This window comes from Methylotenera mobilis 13 (assembly GCF_000384255.1).
GTDB lineage: Bacteria > Pseudomonadota > Gammaproteobacteria > Burkholderiales > Methylophilaceae > Methylotenera > Methylotenera mobilis_B.
In genome coordinates, this window is sequence record NZ_KB913035.1 from 1,708,089 (window position 1) to 1,728,101 (window position 20,013).

Genomic DNA, 20,013 nt, shown 5'->3' on the forward strand with positions numbered 1-20,013 from the left:
TTAGAATGCGTTACAAATGTAAATTTAGCTGATCTAGATTGAAGTGAATTAAAGTGGAGTGAGCCTATCATTGACTCACTCCAACTGAGCTTTCAATTGTAAAACTTATGCTTCAACAATAAACCTCATGCGCATTTCCAAATGCAATGCATGACAGAAGTGTGTACAGTAAATCCAAAATACCCCCGCTTTATTAGCCTTAAAACTTACAGAATGGGTTTCTTGTGGATTAACGATGAAGTTTACATTGTAGTTCTCAATACCAAACCCATGGGTTAAATCTTCCACTTTATCGTGGTTGGTGAGCGTAATAGTGACATCGTCACCATGTTTCACCTTGATTTCTGATAAACCAAAATTAGGTGCTTGAGACGTCATGTAAACCATGACTTTTTTACCTTTACGTTCTATACGGTTATCTGACATAGACTTCACCGCATTTGGGTAGTCATTCATATCGGACACTTGTTTAGTTTTAACTAGGTCTGCCCGAACAATAATAGCGTCATGCGGCTCTGGATAAGCCGTATGATCATGAATCAGTTGCATTTTTTCGCCGCTGATATCGATTAACTGCTCAGTTTCCACATGCAATGGACCCACAGGTAAGAAGCGATCTTTAGAAAACTTGTTTCCTGAGTTATAGAATTTTCCGTCGGCCTCTTTGGTTTCACCCATGGATGTATAACCATGCCCTGGCTGATAATGCACATCGATACGATCTAGCACTGGTTGCGCTGACTTGTCGCCTTTGAATTGTGCAATGGCTTTATCCACGTTCCATTTAACGATTTGACTGTCGAGGAAAAGGGTTGTAAAAGCATTACCTTTACCATCAAAACCAGTATGTAGTGGGCCCAGACCGATTTCTGGCTCTGCTACAACAGCATCGCGTTCAGTCTTGAGTTCACCAGCAAACCACTTATGCACTAACTCAGTTTCAATCACTGTCGCTGTAGGTGACAATTTACCTGAACATACAAAGTATTTACCATCAGGTGAAATATTAACGCCATGCGGGTTTTTAGGTACAGGTACATAACAAACAAGTGCGGTCTTGGGATCTTTATTGGCATCAATCGTACCATCCACCACTGGTACCTTAGTGTTGCCTATAGTGAAAGATTTTCCAGCTTTGATTGCTGCTTCAATACGTTCAATATTAAAAAATACGCAAGCATCCCTCTCTACAGACATCATGTCAGCCAATACTGCGCCATTTTCCGTGTTGTACTGGTTACTTGCGGCCAGTTTGCCATCGTAGGATGTTGCGACTAAGTCATTGTTACCATTGATTCTGACCTGCCAGCGCACTTCCATGCTCTCTGCGTCAACGCAAGTAAAAAGCGAAAACCATTTAGTCGGATCAGAGGTATCACGCCCATCATTAGGTTTTGGTGAGGCAAATTCTGAGCCGCAGAATACGCGAGTTGTAAAGTTAACATTTGCGTCTACTGGATCACGCTTGTCTGGAAATATGCCATGAAAGCCTTGAACATTAGGTATATCAGTGATCGCATCGCACTCCATTCTATCCATTCGGATTCGGGCAAGTCGATTATTTAATTTGTCGTTAGTCCACAAATATTTACCGTTATAGGTGCCATCCGTGTATGAGCCATGCACATGATGGGTATCACCAGTCATGTACTTCAAGCTGCCATCTGCATTAGTACCCATGATGGCTTTTGATTCATTTGTAATTCCCCAACCCACCATTGGATCCACATTAAAAACTGGAATACGCTTAAGGGTGCGACCAGAAGGTATGCCATATATACGCATTTCTCCATTATGCCCTGCGCTTGAGAAACTATAGTATGAATCAAGCTTGCCTGGTTGCACTTCAAACTTGCTTGAGCCTTCCAAGTGACCAGCAGCTTTGCCTGCAACGCCATCTTCAGATTGTTTGCAAGCTGACAAGCCCATTACCAATCCGGCTCCAGCTAGCGACGCTACTGCAGTTGTGCCGAAAAACTTTCTGCGGCCCTCATCTTCTAGTACATCATTATTGACTTGTTCTTTACTGAGATCACTCATGTTCTTCTCCTTTAACTTGGGTGATTAAAACACCCAGTAAATTCTGCGACATTTTGTCGCACTAAGTGACAAAGGCTACCACGTCTGTTATAGATTAACTTGACAAAGATCAATTTGATAAAATTAATTACTTATGGCTATAAACAATGAACTCCAAATTTCAGTAATATCTACAACTGATTTTGGATTAACTGCTGATTGATAAATTATAAATTTAGAGCTTATTGCTGATAGGTAACTGAAATATGGTTACCTAACACGAACGACCGATTTGCGGCTTAGCAGTCGTTAATTTAAATATAGTTGAAAGCATTAGCTCCAACTTGACACTTGGCTAAGTGACTATTGAATGTTTAATTTCTCGAACACTCGGAAAGTGACTGTATCAAATCATTTTCCAGATCCTCTGGGGTTTCAAGGCCAATAGACAGTCTTATTAAACTATCCGTGATACCACGCGATTGCCGCATTGCTGGGCTAAGATCACGATGTGAAGTAAGCGCCGGTTGGGAAACTAAACTCTCTACCCCGCCAAGACTTGCAGCTAAAGTAAACAATTGCAACCCATCAACCATTTTTGTAGCAGCAGTTCCATCGCCTTTGATTACTATCGAAATCATCCCACTATATCCATTCATTTGTCGCTTTGCGATTTCATGCCCGATGAAATTTTCAAGTCCAGGGTAGTAAACTTTTTGTACCAAAGGATGCTGCTGCAATACGTTTGCCAAGTGTAAAGCTGTCGAATTTTGCCGTAAAACTCGCACCTCCAGCGTTGCCAAACTACGCGCAAGCAAGTGTGCCGAATCTGGCGCCAGAATTTGGCCTAAGTTCTTTCTCCAGATATGCATCGGTTCCAGCATGTCATCTGACGCAGCGACTAACTACTTGATGAACCGAGGCAGTAAAGACTTAAGTGATGATTCTTATATGTTCTAATTTGAACAGGGCAAAGAATTGCAATCATCTGATTAAGAAATATAGAAATCACTGATTAAATTTATGAGATTTAGCGCTTACGGTAAGAATACATGTTACCTTCGAGATTTACGTTCTTTCGCTATATTTATTACTCTAAATATAATGTATCTACCTACTAAGTAATTGAATAATGACGTGCCATTTATTGTATAAAGTTTAGGGTCTAATGTTGATTTTTTAATCTTAGCCACGCATCTAACTTCTGCGCGATGAATTAAATATTTGGGATTGGTATAAATAATCAATTTGCTACCGAATAATTTCTGTCCGCCTCTAAATTCATCTTCATTTATAAAATTATGGAAAATACCGCTATTAAACTCATTCTGTTCTATGCTTAGCGCCCATTGGGGAATTTCAAAGCTTTTTATGTCTACAATTCTTTCTATTTTATCTAATATCATAAAAAATCTAGCCAAGCAACAATGAGCAAATGTAGCTATATCAACTTGATCAGAAGGTCCATGAGTTTTGCCAATGAGGAACATATTCAAATCTAAACGGCAATTAGAGCTTTCATTATTTGTGAAGTACTCTAACCTTCTAAATCTCTCCATATACATGCGCCATGTGATGTATGCGATAACTACGCTGCATATTGAGGAAGAACTTAAATACTGTTCTTGATATTGACCTAAGTGTAAAACATCATTCAGGCAACCTTTATGTTGTCGTATATACTGATTGTAAATATACCTTCGTACTGATTTATATACGTGAGTGCATAGGCTACCTCTAAACCCTGATCGCTCGTAATCCTCAGTGACGTTTGATATCCAATATGCGCAATGAAATGATGCCGGTTCAACTTGAAGTTCCCATGGACATGGCCCGGCAATCGTATTTGCAATTGATAGATATTTTTCAAGTTTTAATACTGGTATATGTTTAGAAAATATTTGTTTCGCAAAAAATGCCAAATGATGATTGCTTTTATTTATTTCATACCACCAGAGCAGAAATTGATTGCATCTAAATTCAATTTCATTTTTTTCTGAATCATTGACAAAGACCAGATTCTTTAGAAGTTTCTCTGAAAAGACTATATGTCCACAAAGTGATTCATAAGTTAGATTAATGCCGTTTTCATCAAACTCATCATTAAAGTTTTCACTGTAAATAATGTCTTGAGGTGACAGCCCTTTAACAAATACAGTTTCTGCACATGTTTTACATGGAAATCCAAGTTTGCATCCATGCCAGGGACATGACTTGATTAAGGGTAAACAAAAAAGCGTACAGTGATAACCTTTAGCTAGGCATTCATTGCATACGCGAATGTCTTTTACATATGCTATATCTTTTAGAGAGAAACCAAGTTGATCAAGAAAGCATGTTTTAAGTTGATTAGCTTTAACATTCAATGCGTGAGAAAATCGATCAAAGTCTACCCAGCTACTATCAAGAGTTGAAAGCACTTTTTTTGATTCTTTGCTTTGGTTATTGCAAATAACATCAAAAATTACCCTGGGTTTGGTATGGTTTAATGCCAAAATTTTAGCAAATACTGACCATGCCGATTCAAATGGAGCCGGTGAATGTTTATGCCAAGTAAATCGGCGATTAAATTCACTATCCACTAGACCCCAGAATCCCGCAGTATTCTTTTAAATTGCTTGCTTCAATTGCTTCATCTATATCTTTTTCACTTATTTTATAGTTTTCACTATCTTTTACTCTGCCAGCTAAAAGTAAATATTCAACTGTTCGAAAAAGATGTTGTACTGGCACAGATTGCTCCTCTAGTGGTTTCGATGCCTTTTTAAGTGCAGTCCATATAGGAGCAGCATATTCATTCATTCGAAACCCATTGCTGTATGCTATGGGAAGAAAAAATCTTGTATACGTGAATTCCGTGTCGTCAGGATAAATCAATGAGTAATCATATTCATTCAATATTTCTTCTAAATCTTTTTTATTTGCGCATCCATCGAATGGTATAGGTTCACTTAAAAATCGGGCGAGTAAGTTCAGTGCTTTTGTTGCATGTAATGCACTTCTTAAATGTTGAATATCTGATTGAGCAAAACCAATCGTTGTCATTTTAATTTTATCTAGCTCTAATCTATTATGAAGAACCAATAAAACATTTAAATCTAATTCAGACAAGAGCTGCATTTCATCAATAAGCAAAATAAATTGTGCTCCACCCCGCTCAGAAATGTTCACTTTAATATGAGTTATTAAATGATTAAACAAGTCCTTATAGGGTGTTCTTGAATGAACCGGCAATTTATCGGCCCTCAAGATATCGATCAACAAGCCAGAGTCCGATTGCTTTCGCTTTTCCGCTGTAAAAAGTATAGTAAAGATTTTGGGGAATTCTGCTTCCAGGATATCTTGCACAGCTTCGGCACAGGTACTTTTACCCATTCGTGGCATTGCAAATAGGAATGTTCCTGTTCTTCGCATCCAAACTCGCTCTCTAATCAGAGAATAGACTCGTTTAATTGTAGGAGTTACCACCAAGTATTTTTTTGTGACTATGGGGTGGTCATCAAGCAGCAATTCCCGCTCTTCATAGTTCATACCGCCTCCTTTAACCAGAGTTTTAGCGCTTGTCTTTTAATACTTTGGCTATATCTGGCATAGGTTTATTCATTAAGGATGGCTTCGTGTCATCATATTTAGCCAAAGTACTTGCTGATGGCAATTTACTAAAATCTGGCAGCATGATCTTAGGTAATCCCGATTCTTTTGAAACTCGGGTCGCCTCTGTAGCATTACTTGGTAAAATCGGTTTTTGTTTTTTACTTTTTGATTTGTTTTGCGTAGATAGATAATTCATATATATTTGAATGGGGTCGTCGAATTTGCTAAGTACAAGTATTTTTTTTGTAATCAGACTATTTATAATTTTTCTTGTTTTTCGACTGTGTTTTGTTAAGCCCCATCTTGAGCCGGCTTTCAAGAACCCTAGTTCTGCGCCATTATTTAAATACGCATTAACGAAGCGCATATCTTCTTCGTTAATCTCCACTATTAGCTTCTGACCCACTAAAGCACTGCATTGGGCTAGTACAGAGTTTGTATACCTAGCCCCATCGATCTCAACATAAGGGCGCCTGCCCGAGCGTCTACCTCCTCGAATAATACATTCTTTACGTAAAGGAATAATGATCGAATTCGAACCTAATTTCGCCGGCAAATGTCTGAGTAAAAAATGATTTGATTTGTCATTAATATAATAATTTAGTACTTGCAAAGGTGAGTTGTATGAGGTGCCTTCATTAGGCGTGCCATTATGCTGTGCTGTATAAACTGCTATAAGTTGCTCTGCCTCATCTGCTAAAAGTCTGTAAATAACGGCATTCTCTTCTGCATTCTTAGCGCGCCCATTACCGGGATTAGATCCTGTAGTAGATGGATATCGCATAAAAACATCATCTGATATTTTTTTAAAATATCGTTCTATATTAGGACGTCTTTCAAAATGCCCTACTGGCCCCCAATTAATGATAAAACCAAGTTCATTTCTAGCTCTTTCACGAACAGCATTTGATAAGTGAACTAGCGCGCCATCTAGCAGCATGGCACTCCATAAGGCTCCTTTACATTGAGGAAAAACTTCATGTGGGAACCCCATATTTTCTGGATACTTAAGCCCATGTATCGTTAGTGGTATTGGCGATGCTGGATTTAATGCCTTTCTAATGACACCCAGTACGTCATCTGCTCCAACTTCGCTTCTGTAGACAATTGAGTATGAAAGAATTGCTGACGAGATTTGTTCAATGAGAGCAATTAACCAAAGTCGATCTAGTTGAACATGCACAGTAGTGCCTTCAACAGTTTCAAACTCTGCTGAAAAAAATGCATTTATTGAATATGCATCAAGTTGCACAGCATCATATGGCTCTTCGAACGTTAAGAATTTCTCATGCCCCGTCCCCACAGCCATATGAGCAGCTGCGTCACTCTCGTCCAAATTTTTTACGGATTTACTGTAATTCTCATTTAACAAATCAACCATATATTTTTCGATTGTTCGTAAACCAAGATGCTTAGTATTAAAAGGCCACTCATTTTCTTGAACACCAACTTTCTTTAAACTAGCTAAAAAGAAAGCATGTAAGTCTCTAGGCCTTATCTTTTTTTCGTGTACATTATAATTAGCTGAATTTATTTTATTAATAAGCTGATCCATGCCCTGCTTAATTTTTGGATACTTTTGTAGAACATTACGGAACAGCCCTGATTGACCACCTTGAGCTTCCTGAAACTTCTCCTTAACTTCTGCTGTGCGCTCATATTCTTTTTTACGAATATACGGGATTAAAGCTCTATAGCCATAAACATTGCCATCGTTAGCTATATCCAAACACTTTTGTGTTAAAAGTTGAACTGATTTACATTTAACCCCAGTAGCTTTTTCAATATCCTTTAGTGAATATTGATCTAAATACATTTCTACAGCTTTGCACTGATTCTGAAATGATTCACGAAAACATTCATCAATTTGCGTATCAAGAACTTTTGGCCATAAAGAAATTGGCGGTTTGCCATTTATAACTTCCTTTCGGCTCCAACGTTGTTTATCCATGATATTTCCATGGCGACAATAGTCCGAAAGTACATTTATTCAAGTCAACGTTGAGAATACCTTCGATTGCTAAACGTGAGATTAGTCCAATAACAACATCTGAATCATATTCAGTCATTAAATCTAAAATTTGTCGAATATTTCCAGATTTGAGATTTTTCAGATGCATTACAAGTACTGTACGACATTGAAGATGCTCCTGTCCTTTTATGACACTAGCAAATGATATTGGCTTTAGCCATCTCATAGAAACTTTTACTTTTGATTTTAAATCATCGTCATCAAATCTAAGATATGAGGCTTGATTCTTTGATGAGGCAGCTGCTTGAGCCAGGAATTGTGATCTATTAGTAGCGCCATCCTTTCCCTTACCTGCTTTAACTTCGTGCCATTCTTGATGTTTATTTTTTAAGTTAACAATAGCATCGAGTTCTGTAGAACGGACTTCGTTATCGTCATGAGACAGAATCGGCTCTGGTGCAAGATCAAAATCGATTACATCTTGATTTGTTTCTAAATAATAGATCCAGTGTACAAGTTGGCGGTCACTTGGAAGTATCCAATCCTGGTTAGTTTTTATGCTAGTTACCAGCCAAAGATTGCTCTTCCCTTTGCCTCGGGCTCTATAAGCTCCGATGACTGTTTTTCGGAGGCTAGATTTTAATGATGCTTTAGGTTTGGTCATACCATACCTCAAAACATTTTAGATAAGACAATGTTTACAGCAGAGTTCGTCTCTATTCGCAGATATTAGTTCGAAAAACAGAAAAGTCAATGAATTAGTTCGTATTTTACGAACTAATTCATTGACTTAACATCATCATTTACCTTAAATTTAATATTTAATTAATTGATAATTTTTAACTAATTTAATTATATTAATACCTAAGATTCAATTCGCCGCACTAGAATTGGGGCTCTACACTTATGTAAACTAAATCTGATTAATCACCCACTAGCATGCATACAAATAAACTGCTTAGTTTGAACTTAGATTTGGAAACTAAAAACACTCATTAGATATGCGGACAACAAAATTGATTTATAACTTTTGGCTGAATGCAATTATTTTAATTAAAGCTCAAGCATGATTTTGAAGCTGAGATGATTCACGCTGAGCTTTATTTTTTAAATAATTTTTTAGCTCACTATTTTCTTTATGTATTCTATAAACAATAAATGCACAAATGACTAATAGCAGAAAGCTGGATGATAAATAAAAGAAAGCCCAGAATTTGGTGCAACCACCCAAGTAATGGTGCTGAGATGCACAGTGATATGAGTAATCGAATATACTTTTTAGTTGGTTGATCAGCGCTGTAAACTTCATTTTTATAGATATTATTATATTTTGTTACATATTATTTACAATTCTTAACAATATTATATGAAAATCTCTGCAGGACAAAGCGTTTAAGTACTAATTTTTGGTGTGGAAGTTTAAAAAATAGAGGTAAGCATATGAGGTAAGCATGTTAAGTCGATTGCTGCTAAAAGAATTAATGCTGTCAGTTATTCATCGATAGCAACTTAAGTATCGAAGAAGCAAATCTATTGATAATATTTGTAGCATCGATAAAGTAGATGATTAATGCCAATCAATAGATTTAAGTGCCAATTAATCTTTGTAATTAAATAAGCTATTTAATTAGGCTGACCAATAGATTGAAATATCTATTGAATTTGAATGGTGATTATGTCCACTGCTGGTGCCAAGCCTCGAAGTCACTGACTGGAATTGGCTTAGACATATAATATCCCTGACCATAGTCGCAATTCATTTCTTGTAAAAACTTCCAGACTTTAATGTTTTCAATACCTTCAGCAACGACATGCAAGCCCATGTTATGCGCAAGCTCAATAGTTGAACTGACGATAATTCGATCATTTAAATTGTCTTCAATATGCATCACAAATGATTTATCAATTTTAAGCTCGCTAACCGGCAGTTCTTTTAAATATGATAAGGATGAGTAACCTGTACCAAAATCATCAATTGCTAGCTTGATACCCATTTCAGACAAATGTAGTAAAGTTTGTTTTGCACGATGTGGATCATCCATGATGCTGCTTTCAGTCACCTCAAGAGAAATGAGTGAGGTATTTGAGCCCATGGATTTTAGAATTTCACTGACTTTATTCGGAAAATCAGAGTCGATTAAATCTCTTGCAGAAATATTCACTGCAATTGGGATTGAAATCCCCTTCTCTAACCATTGAGCACTCACGTTAGATGCCTCAGCAATCATCCAAAGTGTTATCTCTCTAATTAGCCCAGTTTGCTCTGCAAACGGGATAAACTGATCAGGAAAAACCATTCCCCTCGTGGGGTGCTTCCATCTAATTAGTGCTTCGACCGAAGTGACCACCCTACTTTTGAGGTCAATTTTTGGTTGGACAAATAACATTAGTTCATTATTTTGTATCGAATTTTTCAGCTCAGAGGCTAACGTTAAGTTAACATTACTGCCAGCATCGAAACTCGGATCAAATACCACAGGTCCACACTTCTTTGCTTTTGAAACTTGCATAGCAATCTCAGCAAAGCTCAATAGTTGCTCTATTTGGTTACTATGAGCTGGATAATTGGCGATACCGATGCCTGCAGTAATGTCAACAAAGTTATCGTCTAATTGAATGGGCTTTTCAAAGGCCTGCAAGAGCTTTTGTGCAATATTCATTGCCACGTCGGCATTCGTTGCTGGGAGTAATACGGCAAACTCATCCCCAGAAATCCTTGCAACAACATCATTGTCTTTACGAAACACTTGTGAAATTCGAATAGATACTGCGTGCAGTAACTCATTACCAAAATCATGTCCAAGCACATTGTTAATTTGTTTAAATCGATCTAGATTCATCACTAGAACAGAAAGTGGCTCTCGATTGGTTTCAGATTGATATATGGCGCTATTAAGCTCTTTCATGAATGAGGCGCGGTTAGGTAGTCCCGTCATCTCATCGAGGTAAGCTAATTTAAGAATACTTTTCTCTCTATCAGCAATTGCAGTACGCATGCTACTGAATGCACTACTGAGCTTCCCTAACTCATCTTTCCTGGAGGTATCAACTTTAAACGTATAGTCGCCCTCCTCTAACTTTTTAGCAGTATCGGCTAGTTCTACTATTGGCTGAGCAACTATTCTTGAAACATACAAGATACTGACAATAAAAATCAGCATTCCAACAATACTTAAAATTAAAAGATTGAGTAAGAGCACCTTAAATGGCGCGGTTGCTTCATCAATGGAGCGCTGCAACACAACATATAGAGAATCGTTAATGTTTTTGAATATCGTCACATAGCGAGTACCAAAAGCGACGTCTCCAATGGTGAGCTCCAAATTACGGTTAGTACTCAAAGCTGGTTGTATAGAAGTATATTTCACAATCTGATCACTTGAGCTCATACTCATGGTTCCCGCCGTGGAGCGCCAAGGACTAGCGCCAGATTGACTGATGAAAGTCACCTCTAGGTTACTTAGTTTATGGAGTGTATTTGCCAAACTGTTATTAATTTCAAACCCCATCACTACCCAGCCAATCGTCAAAGGAGCTTTTACTGGCACAGCGACTAGTTGATAGGGTTGATTATTGAAAATAGTAAAATTATTCTTCTGAATATCATTTTTTGCCGCGTAAATAACTTCAGCTATTTTTTCACTGACCTCTGTTTCGGATAAGTTTTCAGATATCACTAAACTGTTTTGATCTGCAGAGTAAAATATGGCGATATCTGCATTAATCCTAGACTGGTGGTTAACTAGGGCTGAAAGTATCGTCTCATGATCATTACTTGCAATGGCTGCTTTAAAGCCGAAGTCTGCGGCCAAAATGCGGGCACCAACACTTAAGCTATCACCGTTGTGTTGTAGTAGATTTAGAAATACACGTTCACCCACTTCAAGTTGCTGATTCACAGAACGTCTAGCGTTTTTATCAATACTTAACTTAATGGCAATTGAGCTTAAAACCTGGATGACCAATATCAATGATAGAAAAATAACTGAAATTCGACTTTTTAAGCTTGTAAATTGCATATTGATCATGGGGCTTAGTAATTAATTGTGTGTTTCTAGCTTGATTGAAACGGTGTCATTGCTTTTTACTGTTACTTTTTGTTCAGAAACAAAATTCTCTTTTACCGTTGCGTAATGCCATGCCTTAAGAGTGTGTTGCCCTGTTGGTAAGTCAGTCAATTTAACCATGCCATTCACATCAGTTTTCCCAAAATAAGGCGTGTCTACAATGTGAATATAAGCCAGCATATTATCGTGAATATTACAGCCAAGTATCACCGTGCCTGGCTTATCAAATACAACTGGCTTCGCAGGAACGCCAGAGTAAAGCTTTAATTCAAACGTTTTAGCAGGTGAAAACGAATAAACGTGATGTCGCACTGAATCTTTGTTTGGAAAATTAACACTAGTGCCTACTTGTACGACGCTGACTATCGGTGAAAATTGTTTATTCTTTTGATCAACATTCGCCTCTGTCGTTGATTTAACGGCTGATTTAACACTGGTTTCTAAGTAAACAACAGCATTACTAAGCGGGTTGCCAGCTTGATCTAATACTTGAACCGACAGATCTGCAGCTTGAGCGTGAAGCGATGTTACAAGTAATAATGCACTTAGGATGATGGTATTGCTCAGGATTTTGCTATTCATTAGTCGGCTCTAAAAAAGTTAACTCTAAAAATTAAAAGTTAGTTAGTCACAATATCACGCTTCATAGGCGCTAATATTTTTAAGAGCTCATTTTTCTCTCGTTCACCAACGTGCTTGTTGAGTGATGTTCTAAAAGCCTCTACAAACAGTTCAAATTCAGCAGTCGTTATTTTAAGATCTCGATGAGAGTTTTGCATGGTTTCACCCTCATAAACACAGCTCCCACCAGTTAAGACACAAAGTTGGTCAACTACACTTTGTTTTAATGTACTTAATTTAATACCATCGAACGAACGTTTAATTTTAGGGTCATTAACGGACTGATCTATCGTTTCAGAAACAACAATATTCAGTACAGGTAGCCCACCAATTCGTTCAAAAAGAGTTGGAGCCACCGCTACTTTTGTGGAAGAGGATTGCATTTGAACACAAGAGCAAAGTAACAACATTAGCGCAATTAATACATGCTTATTCATAAATATTTCTCGGTTTTAATCTATCCTTACTTTAATATAACTGATGTGATTAATCTACGTAATTTAATTGTTTATTATTCTTTTAATAGTAAATATGAAAGACAAATATGAGTTTTACGCACCCCCCAAAAAAACAGCTAGCGATATGGACATTAAATACTGTAGCCATATTAATGTTAAGCCACTCCAACGGGCTATTTGCGGGTGATCGTTTATTAGCAACAGGTGGAGTGATGCAAATTGAAGGATCTGGTGGTGGTGGATTAACTCCTTGGGCTTTAATTTCAGGCTATGGCACTGACAAACAAATTGGTGGCTCGGCTTTTTATACAGAAGCACGGACAAATGGTGATTTTGAGATCAGCTCTGGTGGAGTCAGTATTGGCTTGCATAATCGCTTAGAAATTTCACTCAGTCAGCAAAAATTGGGCTTAAGTGACACTGTACCTGGCGAAAGTATTCGAGTGAATACGATGGGGGTTAAGTTGCGTTTATTTGGTGATGCCATTTATGAGCAAGATACATGGCTGCCACAGGTGTCACTAGGTGTTCAAATTAAACATAATGAGGACTTCCACAACGTGCCAAAAGCACTAGGTGCAAAGCATCAAACAGGTGTAGATGTCTATTTAGCAGCCACAAAACTGTACTTAGGGGCTGTTTTTGGTAGGAACCTATTGATTAACGGCACACTACAAGCAACAAAAGCGAACCAATTTGGATTTTTAGGCTTTGGTGGCGATAATCGAGATAATTACCAAATCAAACCAGCAGCTTCAGTTGCCGTGATGCTAACAGATCAGGTGCTATTGGGCACTGAGTACCGTTACAAACCAGATAATTTGAGTGTTTTTAAAGAAGAAAACGCGCATGATGTATTTTTAGCATGGTTCCCTACTAAAAATATATCACTGACTGCCGCCTACTTGGATTTAGGCAATATTGCGAATAAAAGCAATCAATCTGGCTGGTATTTGTCAGGGCAAATTGCTTACTAGGCAGTGCTATTTGCTAGGTTAAAAGCCTAGTAGGCGTTATGTTTATCATTTTTATCATTTAATGATTTGTGTAACGACTAGCGCATTTTCGTTTAATTAAATCATCTAAACTAAATTTACCGGCGCCACCAAATAGCAGTGGTAAAAACATCACGATATAAATTAAAGGTAATTTGTAATTGCCAAACCCATCACCTTTTTCATCGATAATACGATAACCAGTCCATAAGTCACTTAAACTATCCCATTGGTTTGGCCAATGCACAGTGGCTATTGCCACAATCGTAAGAATGATAAGTGAAACAGAAAAAAACCTAGTGGCAAGCCCTAGAATTAACGCAACAGCTCCAAGTATTTCAAAATAGGTCGCTATTTGCCAGTTAATTTCTGGTGAAATTAAGCTAAACGGAAATGGGAAAGTAATATCAGCAAACCAATTTACCCCATGCAACTTTTCGTAACCAGCCTCCCCGAACTCATAGGCCAGTATAAGTCTTAGAAAAAGTGGAGGCACACTTTCAGAAATTTTGTTCAAATGGCAAATAACGCTGGTATAAATGTCGTTAACACAAGCTGCTAATTTATTGTAATACATAGACTTCTCCCTAAAAGTTATTAACTATTAATCTTATAGGATTAGTCGAAAAATGTTTTAAAAACTTACATAAATGATTTCTAAACGGATAAGGAAAGCTTCATTTTTCTTATTTTTTCTGATTTTGATTTTATCTGGCGTAGTTTGTAAAACAAACGCACACCTAAAAGTAAGCCCAAGACAACCGCATAGAATAAGGGCTCACGAATATCCTTCTTGACCAACCACCAAAAATGTACGACTCCTAAAATTGCAATAAGGTAAACTGTTAGATGTAGCTGCTTCCAACGCTCACGCAACTTTTGCACCATGTATTGATTAGAAGTAAGTGCTAATGGCACAGTTAATAAGTACGCTAAAGCGCCGACCAACACATAGGGATGCTTGATAATATCTTTAAGAATATCATTCCAATCAAAGCCATAATCAAGCCATAAGTAAATGGTGATATGTAGACTGGCATAAAAAAACATCATTAATCCCAGCATACGCCTAAATTGAAGTGGCCAAACATAACCGAACAGCAGTCTGATTGGGCTTAAGCTTAATGTGAGCAGCAAAATAAATAAAGCCCAAAAGCCAGTTGAACGTTCAACAAACTCGATAGGATTTGCTGACAAACCATCATTGATGCCAAGCCATATTAAGCGCATAAAGGGCACCAAGCAAAGCACAAACAAAACGAACTTAATTCTGCCAATTTGTTTTTTATTGGGTGTGCGCCGCAGAAGTTGTTTAATTTGCATGCCAAAAGACCTGTTATTTAAAAGTATTTACGTAAATCTAAACCTGCATACATCTGTCCTACTTGCTCGGTATATCCGTTAAACATCTGTGTTTTAATGCGGCCAGCAAATAAACCAGCACCAATTCTTTTTTCTGAAGATTGTGTCCAGCGCGGATGCTCCACCTGTGGATTTACATTGGCGTAAAAGCCATATTCTTTAGGCCCTGCTTTCATCCAAGTAGTGATTGGCATTTTTTCAGTAAAACGAATCTTGACGATTGATTTAGCCCCCTTGAAGCCATACTTCCAAGGCACTACTAAGCGCATTGGCGCACCATTCTGATTTGGTAGTTTTTCACCGTATAAACCAACAGCCATTAGTGTCAGTGGATTCATTGCTTCATCCATTCGAAGGCCTTCTGTATACGGCCAGTCTAATATCGGCAAATTAACCCCTGGCATTTGTTGTGTGTCAGCCAGAGATACAAACTCAATATATTTGGCATTAGTATTGGGTTCTGCCCACTTTATTAGCTGCGCAAGGGGAAATCCTACCCATGGAATCACCATAGACCATCCTTCCACACAACGCATACGATAAATACGCTCCTCTAATGGCGCTAGCTTGACTATATCTTCAATGCTAATGGTTTTATTTTTCTTCACTTCACCCTCAATGCTGATTGTCCATGGATGGGGCTTAAACAACTTAGCATTGGTCGCTGGTTCACCTTTACCCGTGCCAAATTCGTAAAAATTATTGTAAGTTGTGACATCCTCGTAAGAGGTTAACTTTTCATCTTTACCGTAAGCTGTTTTAGTAAAGTTTGGTAGTGATAATAAGGACTTGGAAGTCTTGCCAATCGGTGCATTCGAGCGTGTAGCATCTGCTGCAAACAATAGATTGGTTTGTGCGAGCGCCGTGGTGGCAAGCAAGCCAAAACCTGCTTGCTTAATAAAATGTCGCCGATTTTCAAACACCTCTTTTGGTGTGATTTCTGAGGGGAGAATGTCGGTTTTTTGTTGAATAATCATGGGGTACCAATCAGCAAAGTATATATAAACATATTAAAACATCGTGCTTGATGCGTGATCTATCACTTAGCTGTGACCATGCAATTCACAATGAGTTTAATGAACAACACTTAGTCTGATTGCGTTACCTATCCTTACAAAAATAATACCAAGGGCGTGGCTAAATCAAACCCTGCGTTTCTTTCTCAATTTCTTCAGCCAGCCCCTGGTCATTAGTGTTTTTAGCGATGACCTTTGCTTGATTGATGAGTGTTTTTGCTGTTGCTAAGTCACCGTTAGCAGCTTTCACTTGGGCCAATATGCAGTAACCATAAGCTTCGTAATAAGCACCGCCTTGGTCTTTCGCAAATTTAATAATCTTATTAAGTGTTCTTTCTGCATTAGCATAGTTCTTAACAGCGGCATAATAACGGCCTAACTCAATACTTGAGTGCGCATATTGGTCTAATGTGCCTGACTTCTCATGCATTAAAAATGCCTTGATTTGATACTCTAGCGCAGCATCATGCTGATTCAACATGTGATACGCTAACGCAACAGACTCATAACTCTCACCTCGCTCATTATCATTTGCGACAAGCGTATTTGCAGTTAAATACGATTCAAGTGCTGATTGGTAACGCTTAGTAATAAGATGCACATTACCAATGCTTTGGTGCGCAACGCGCTCGAAAGCTTTACTGTTTGTTATTTTGGCTTGTTTCAAGCTTTCTTCGTAGCTCAAAACTGCCTGTTCATATTGATGTGCATCCTTGTAAGCGTGACCAGTCACCAGTGCAACGATTGTTTTATCAAATGCATCTTGAGATTGCTTATCTGCTAATTTAAACGCAGACAAGGCATCTTCTAACTTACCTTGTGCACTGTATACACGACCTTGGCATATCAAAGCTTCCTTATCATTTTTATCTGCACTAAGTGCTTTAGATGCAAACGCCAAAGCTGTGGGTAAATCCATTTGATCGTAAGCTTTGTTGCATGAAAATGCATCGTCACTCGCAGCGTAAACCGTATTAAAAAACAAAGAAGTAAATAATATTGTTAAAGTTTTTTGTAGTTTCATTTTTGACAGATACTCATGGATGATATAGACGTAAATTATAAGAAAGTTGCCCATTGCTGGGACTTATCAGCGGTCGCAAAAAAATGTGGGTTCAGTAACGATGGTTTATTGTTGTAACTAAGTGTTACGGCATGCTCATCTACAATATCACCACCAGCCTCCTGCAAAACGCAATGCGCAGCAGCCGTATCCCATTCGTAAGTTGGGCCTAAGCGCGGATATACGTCGGCCCCGCCCTCCGCTACGAGACAAATTTTTAGAGAGCTGCCTAAACGAATAAGTTCAGGTTTCACTAAAGTTGTAGCTTCTACGCTATGCATAAATTTCTGAAACTTTTCATCTGAATGTGATCGACTGCCTGCTACCGTAATCTGTTGCAGATTCAAGTTTTTTGTATGGATTCTTTGTATCGGTGCTGTACCGATTTTTTTATACGCACCCTGCCCCTTGCTTGCGTAATAAGTTAAGCCTGGCACAGGTGCATACACCACGCCCATAATCGACTGATGTTGGCTAACCAACGCGATATTAACGGTGAACTCACCGTTGCGTTTAAGAAACTCGCGCGTGCCGTCTAAGGGGTCGATTAGCCAGTATTTTTGCCAACTCAAACGTAAGCCAATATCTATTGCATCAGACTCTTCAGATAACACTGGAATATCAGGCGTAAGTTGGTGAAGCCTTGCAACGATAATGTCGTGTGCAGCAATATCAGCTTCAGTAAGTGGTGAGTTATCAGACTTCATCTCAAAACCAAAATCAGTAGAATATATTTGCATAATCGCCTCGCCTGCTTCTTTTGCGATTGCAATCACCTCATCTTGAAATTGATAGCCTTCATTTACCATTTATTATTCGCTTTCAGCTAATACTGCTAATAAATCTGCCTCATCTAGAATCGTAATGCCCAATAATTGTGCTTTCTCGAGCTTGCTCCCAGCGTCTGCACCAGCAACAACAAAGTCTGTTTTTTTTGAAACACTGCCTGCTACTTTACCACCAGCCACTTCTATTAACGCTTTGGCGTCATCACGTGACATGGTTGGTAAAGTACCTGTTAATACAAATGTTTTTCCACTCAGCTTACCTGTTGATTGCTGCCTGCCATCAGTTTCTGGCCAATGCAATCCAGCTACCAATAATGCATCTATGACATCTTTATTATGGTCTTCTGAGAAGAAGTTCTTGATTGACTCAGCAACAATTGGGCCAACATCGTTGACCTCCAATAAGTCTTCAATGGTGGCATCCATCAAAGTTTTTAAGTTGCCAAAATGCTTTGCTAAGTCTTTTGCCGTAGCTTCACCAACGTTGCGCATACCTAAAGCATAAATAAAGCGAGCAAGCGTAGTTTCCTTGCTAGCATTAAGTGCATCTAATATATTTTGGGCTGACTTTTTAGCCATACGTTCGAGATTGCTGAGTGTTGCAATATCAAGTTTATAGATGTCGGCAAGTGTGTGCACTACATTAGCCTCAACCAGTTGATCAACCAGTTTTTCACCCAAACCCTCAATATCCATTGCTCGACGAGAGGCATAATGCGTAATCGCCTGTTTGCGTTGTGCTGGGCAGAACAACCCTCCAGAACAACGCGCAACTGCTTCATCTTCTTGTTTGAGTATATGCGAGCCACATTCAGGACATAGGGTTGGCATTACAAAACGGCGCGCATTAGATGGCCTTCTCTCAAGCACAACGCTCACCACTTCAGGAATAACGTCTCCAGCCCTGCGCACACTGACTGTGTCACCGATTAAAATATCTTTACGGCGAATTTCGTCTTCATTATGTAGCGTTGCATTGGTCACTGTTACGCCGCCTACAAACACTGGCCTCAATCTCGCAACTGGCGTAATTGCACCAGTACGCCCTACCTGCACCGTGATATCCTCAACTTCAGTCAGCGCCTCTTGCGCAGGAAATTTATGCGCAATGGCCCAGCGAGGTGCTCTAGAGACAAAGCCCAGCTCATTCTGTTGATTAAATTGATTAACTTTATAGACGACACCATCAATATCAAAAGGTAATTGCTGACGTAACTGGCCTACTCTTTCGTAGTAGCCACGAAGCCCCTCTACACCATAGACCACATCGCGAACATGACTGACTGGGAAATGTAAGCTAGCCAAGTAGTCCATTGCGGCACGATGACTGGTTAGCGTTGGAACACCCTCCGCCACACCCAAGCCATAAGCAAAAAATGTAAGTGGTCGCGTGGCTGTAATTTTTGCATCCAATTGCCTTAAACTACCGGCAGCAGCATTACGTGGGTTAGCAAATAGTTTTTCACCTTTTGCCAACTGTGTTTGGTTGAGTTTATCAAAGTCACGTTTTAACATAAGTACTTCACCACGGACTTCTAGCAATTGTGGTGGATTAGCTACATTTAAACGCATGGGTATTGCACGCAATGTACGCAGGTTATGCGTCACATCTTCCCCAGTGTATCCATCACCACGCGTAGCACCTTGGGTGAAAATACCATGTTCGTAGGTGAGCGTAATGGCTAAGCCATCAAATTTAGGCTCTACAGCGTATTCAACTTGTGCAACCCCTAATGCATCGCGAATACGCTTATCAAAAGCCTCTAACTCGTTAAACTCAAAAGCATTATTGAGTGACAACATTGCTTGACGATGTGCAATGCTGTTAAAAGCATTAGCAGAAGAGCCGCTGACACGCTGGGTTGGCGAGTCGGAAGTGATTAACCCTGGATTTTGATTCTCTAGTGTTTGTAGTTCACGGTAAACGTTATCGTACTCACTATCAGGAACAGATGGCGCATCTAGACCATAATACTCATAGTCATAACGCGCAATCAACTCACGTAACGCTAAAATGCGCTGTTCAGCGCTACTCAACTTCGAATCCGACATTCAATC

The 20,013-nt window shown here is 38.8% G+C and carries 16 protein-coding genes; 1 reads left to right on the forward strand and 15 read right to left on the reverse strand.

Translation table 11 applies throughout. The annotated features are described in order from the left end of the window. Positions 1-105: 105 nt before the first annotated feature. The 9 genes from nosZ to A391_RS0108190 all read right to left on the reverse strand — a co-directional run bounded on the left by nosZ (position 106) and on the right by A391_RS0108190 (position 12,710). Positions 106-2,040 carry a TAT-dependent nitrous-oxide reductase gene (gene nosZ, locus A391_RS0108145; protein ID WP_019898632.1) on the reverse strand — a complete coding sequence of 645 codons (1,935 nt, stop codon included), beginning with the start codon at positions 2,038-2,040 and terminating at the stop codon, positions 106-108. Positions 2,041-2,393: 353 nt separating this feature from the next. Next, on the reverse strand, positions 2,394-2,903 hold the full coding sequence (locus tag A391_RS13855; protein ID WP_081621927.1) for a PLP-dependent transferase: 510 nt from the start codon (positions 2,901-2,903) through the stop codon (positions 2,394-2,396). A gap of 171 nt (positions 2,904-3,074) precedes the next feature. Beyond that, on the reverse strand, positions 3,075-4,601 hold the full coding sequence (locus tag A391_RS0108155) for a hypothetical protein (protein WP_019898634.1): 1,527 nt from the start codon (positions 4,599-4,601) through the stop codon (positions 3,075-3,077). Beyond that, complete coding sequence (locus A391_RS0108160; protein WP_019898635.1) at positions 4,594-5,550, reverse strand: ATP-binding protein; 957 nt, start codon at positions 5,548-5,550, stop codon at positions 4,594-4,596. Before A391_RS0108160 ends, A391_RS0108155 begins: the two co-directional genes overlap by 8 nt. 22 nt (positions 5,551-5,572) lie before the next feature. Further along, positions 5,573-7,564 carry a hypothetical protein gene (locus tag A391_RS0108165; protein ID WP_019898636.1) on the reverse strand — a complete coding sequence of 664 codons (1,992 nt, stop codon included), beginning with the start codon at positions 7,562-7,564 and terminating at the stop codon, positions 5,573-5,575. Further along, positions 7,557-8,249 carry a hypothetical protein gene (locus A391_RS0108170; RefSeq protein ID WP_019898637.1) on the reverse strand — a complete coding sequence of 231 codons (693 nt, stop codon included), beginning with the start codon at positions 8,247-8,249 and terminating at the stop codon, positions 7,557-7,559. Before A391_RS0108170 ends, A391_RS0108165 begins: the two co-directional genes overlap by 8 nt. Positions 8,250-9,258: 1,009 nt before the next feature. Continuing rightward, a complete protein-coding gene (locus A391_RS0108180; protein WP_029144075.1) occupies positions 9,259-11,604 on the reverse strand; it encodes a bifunctional diguanylate cyclase/phosphodiesterase in 2,346 nt (781 codons plus the stop codon). A 21-nt stretch (positions 11,605-11,625) separates the two neighbouring features. Continuing rightward, complete coding sequence (locus A391_RS0108185) at positions 11,626-12,234, reverse strand: methylamine utilization protein (RefSeq protein ID WP_019898640.1); 609 nt, start codon at positions 12,232-12,234, stop codon at positions 11,626-11,628. A 38-nt stretch (positions 12,235-12,272) separates the two neighbouring features. Then, entirely contained in the window at positions 12,273-12,710 is a 438-nt protein-coding gene (locus A391_RS0108190; RefSeq protein ID WP_019898642.1) for a group I truncated hemoglobin, read from the reverse strand. Between the two features lie 107 nt (positions 12,711-12,817). Between A391_RS0108190 and A391_RS0108195 the strand changes: the two genes are divergently transcribed. Then, positions 12,818-13,708 carry a DUF3034 family protein gene (locus A391_RS0108195; RefSeq protein WP_019898644.1) on the forward strand — a complete coding sequence of 297 codons (891 nt, stop codon included), beginning with the start codon at positions 12,818-12,820 and terminating at the stop codon, positions 13,706-13,708. 58 nt (positions 13,709-13,766) lie between these two features. Here A391_RS0108195 and A391_RS0108200 read toward each other — a convergent pair whose 3' ends face one another. The 6 genes from A391_RS0108200 to ligA all read right to left on the reverse strand — a co-directional run bounded on the left by A391_RS0108200 (position 13,767) and on the right by ligA (position 20,007). Further along, on the reverse strand, positions 13,767-14,303 hold the full coding sequence (locus A391_RS0108200) for a DoxX family protein (protein ID WP_019898645.1): 537 nt from the start codon (positions 14,301-14,303) through the stop codon (positions 13,767-13,769). 80 nt (positions 14,304-14,383) lie between these two features. Next, positions 14,384-15,049 carry a sulfite oxidase heme-binding subunit YedZ gene (locus tag A391_RS0108205; RefSeq protein WP_019898646.1) on the reverse strand — a complete coding sequence of 222 codons (666 nt, stop codon included), beginning with the start codon at positions 15,047-15,049 and terminating at the stop codon, positions 14,384-14,386. A gap of 17 nt (positions 15,050-15,066) precedes the next feature. Continuing rightward, entirely contained in the window at positions 15,067-16,065 is a 999-nt protein-coding gene (gene msrP, locus A391_RS0108210) for a protein-methionine-sulfoxide reductase catalytic subunit MsrP (protein WP_019898647.1), read from the reverse strand. Between the two features lie 160 nt (positions 16,066-16,225). After that, positions 16,226-17,128, reverse strand: coding sequence for a tetratricopeptide repeat protein (locus A391_RS0108215; protein WP_036316726.1), 903 nt, complete (start codon positions 17,126-17,128; stop codon positions 16,226-16,228). Between the two features lie 35 nt (positions 17,129-17,163). Then, positions 17,164-17,976 (reverse strand): 3'(2'),5'-bisphosphate nucleotidase CysQ, encoded by an 813-nt coding sequence (gene cysQ / locus A391_RS0108220; RefSeq protein ID WP_019898649.1) that lies wholly within the window; start codon positions 17,974-17,976, stop codon positions 17,164-17,166. Between the two features lie 3 nt (positions 17,977-17,979). Beyond that, complete coding sequence (gene ligA, locus A391_RS0108225; protein ID WP_019898650.1) at positions 17,980-20,007, reverse strand: NAD-dependent DNA ligase LigA; 2,028 nt, start codon at positions 20,005-20,007, stop codon at positions 17,980-17,982. Positions 20,008-20,013 lie beyond the last annotated feature (6 nt).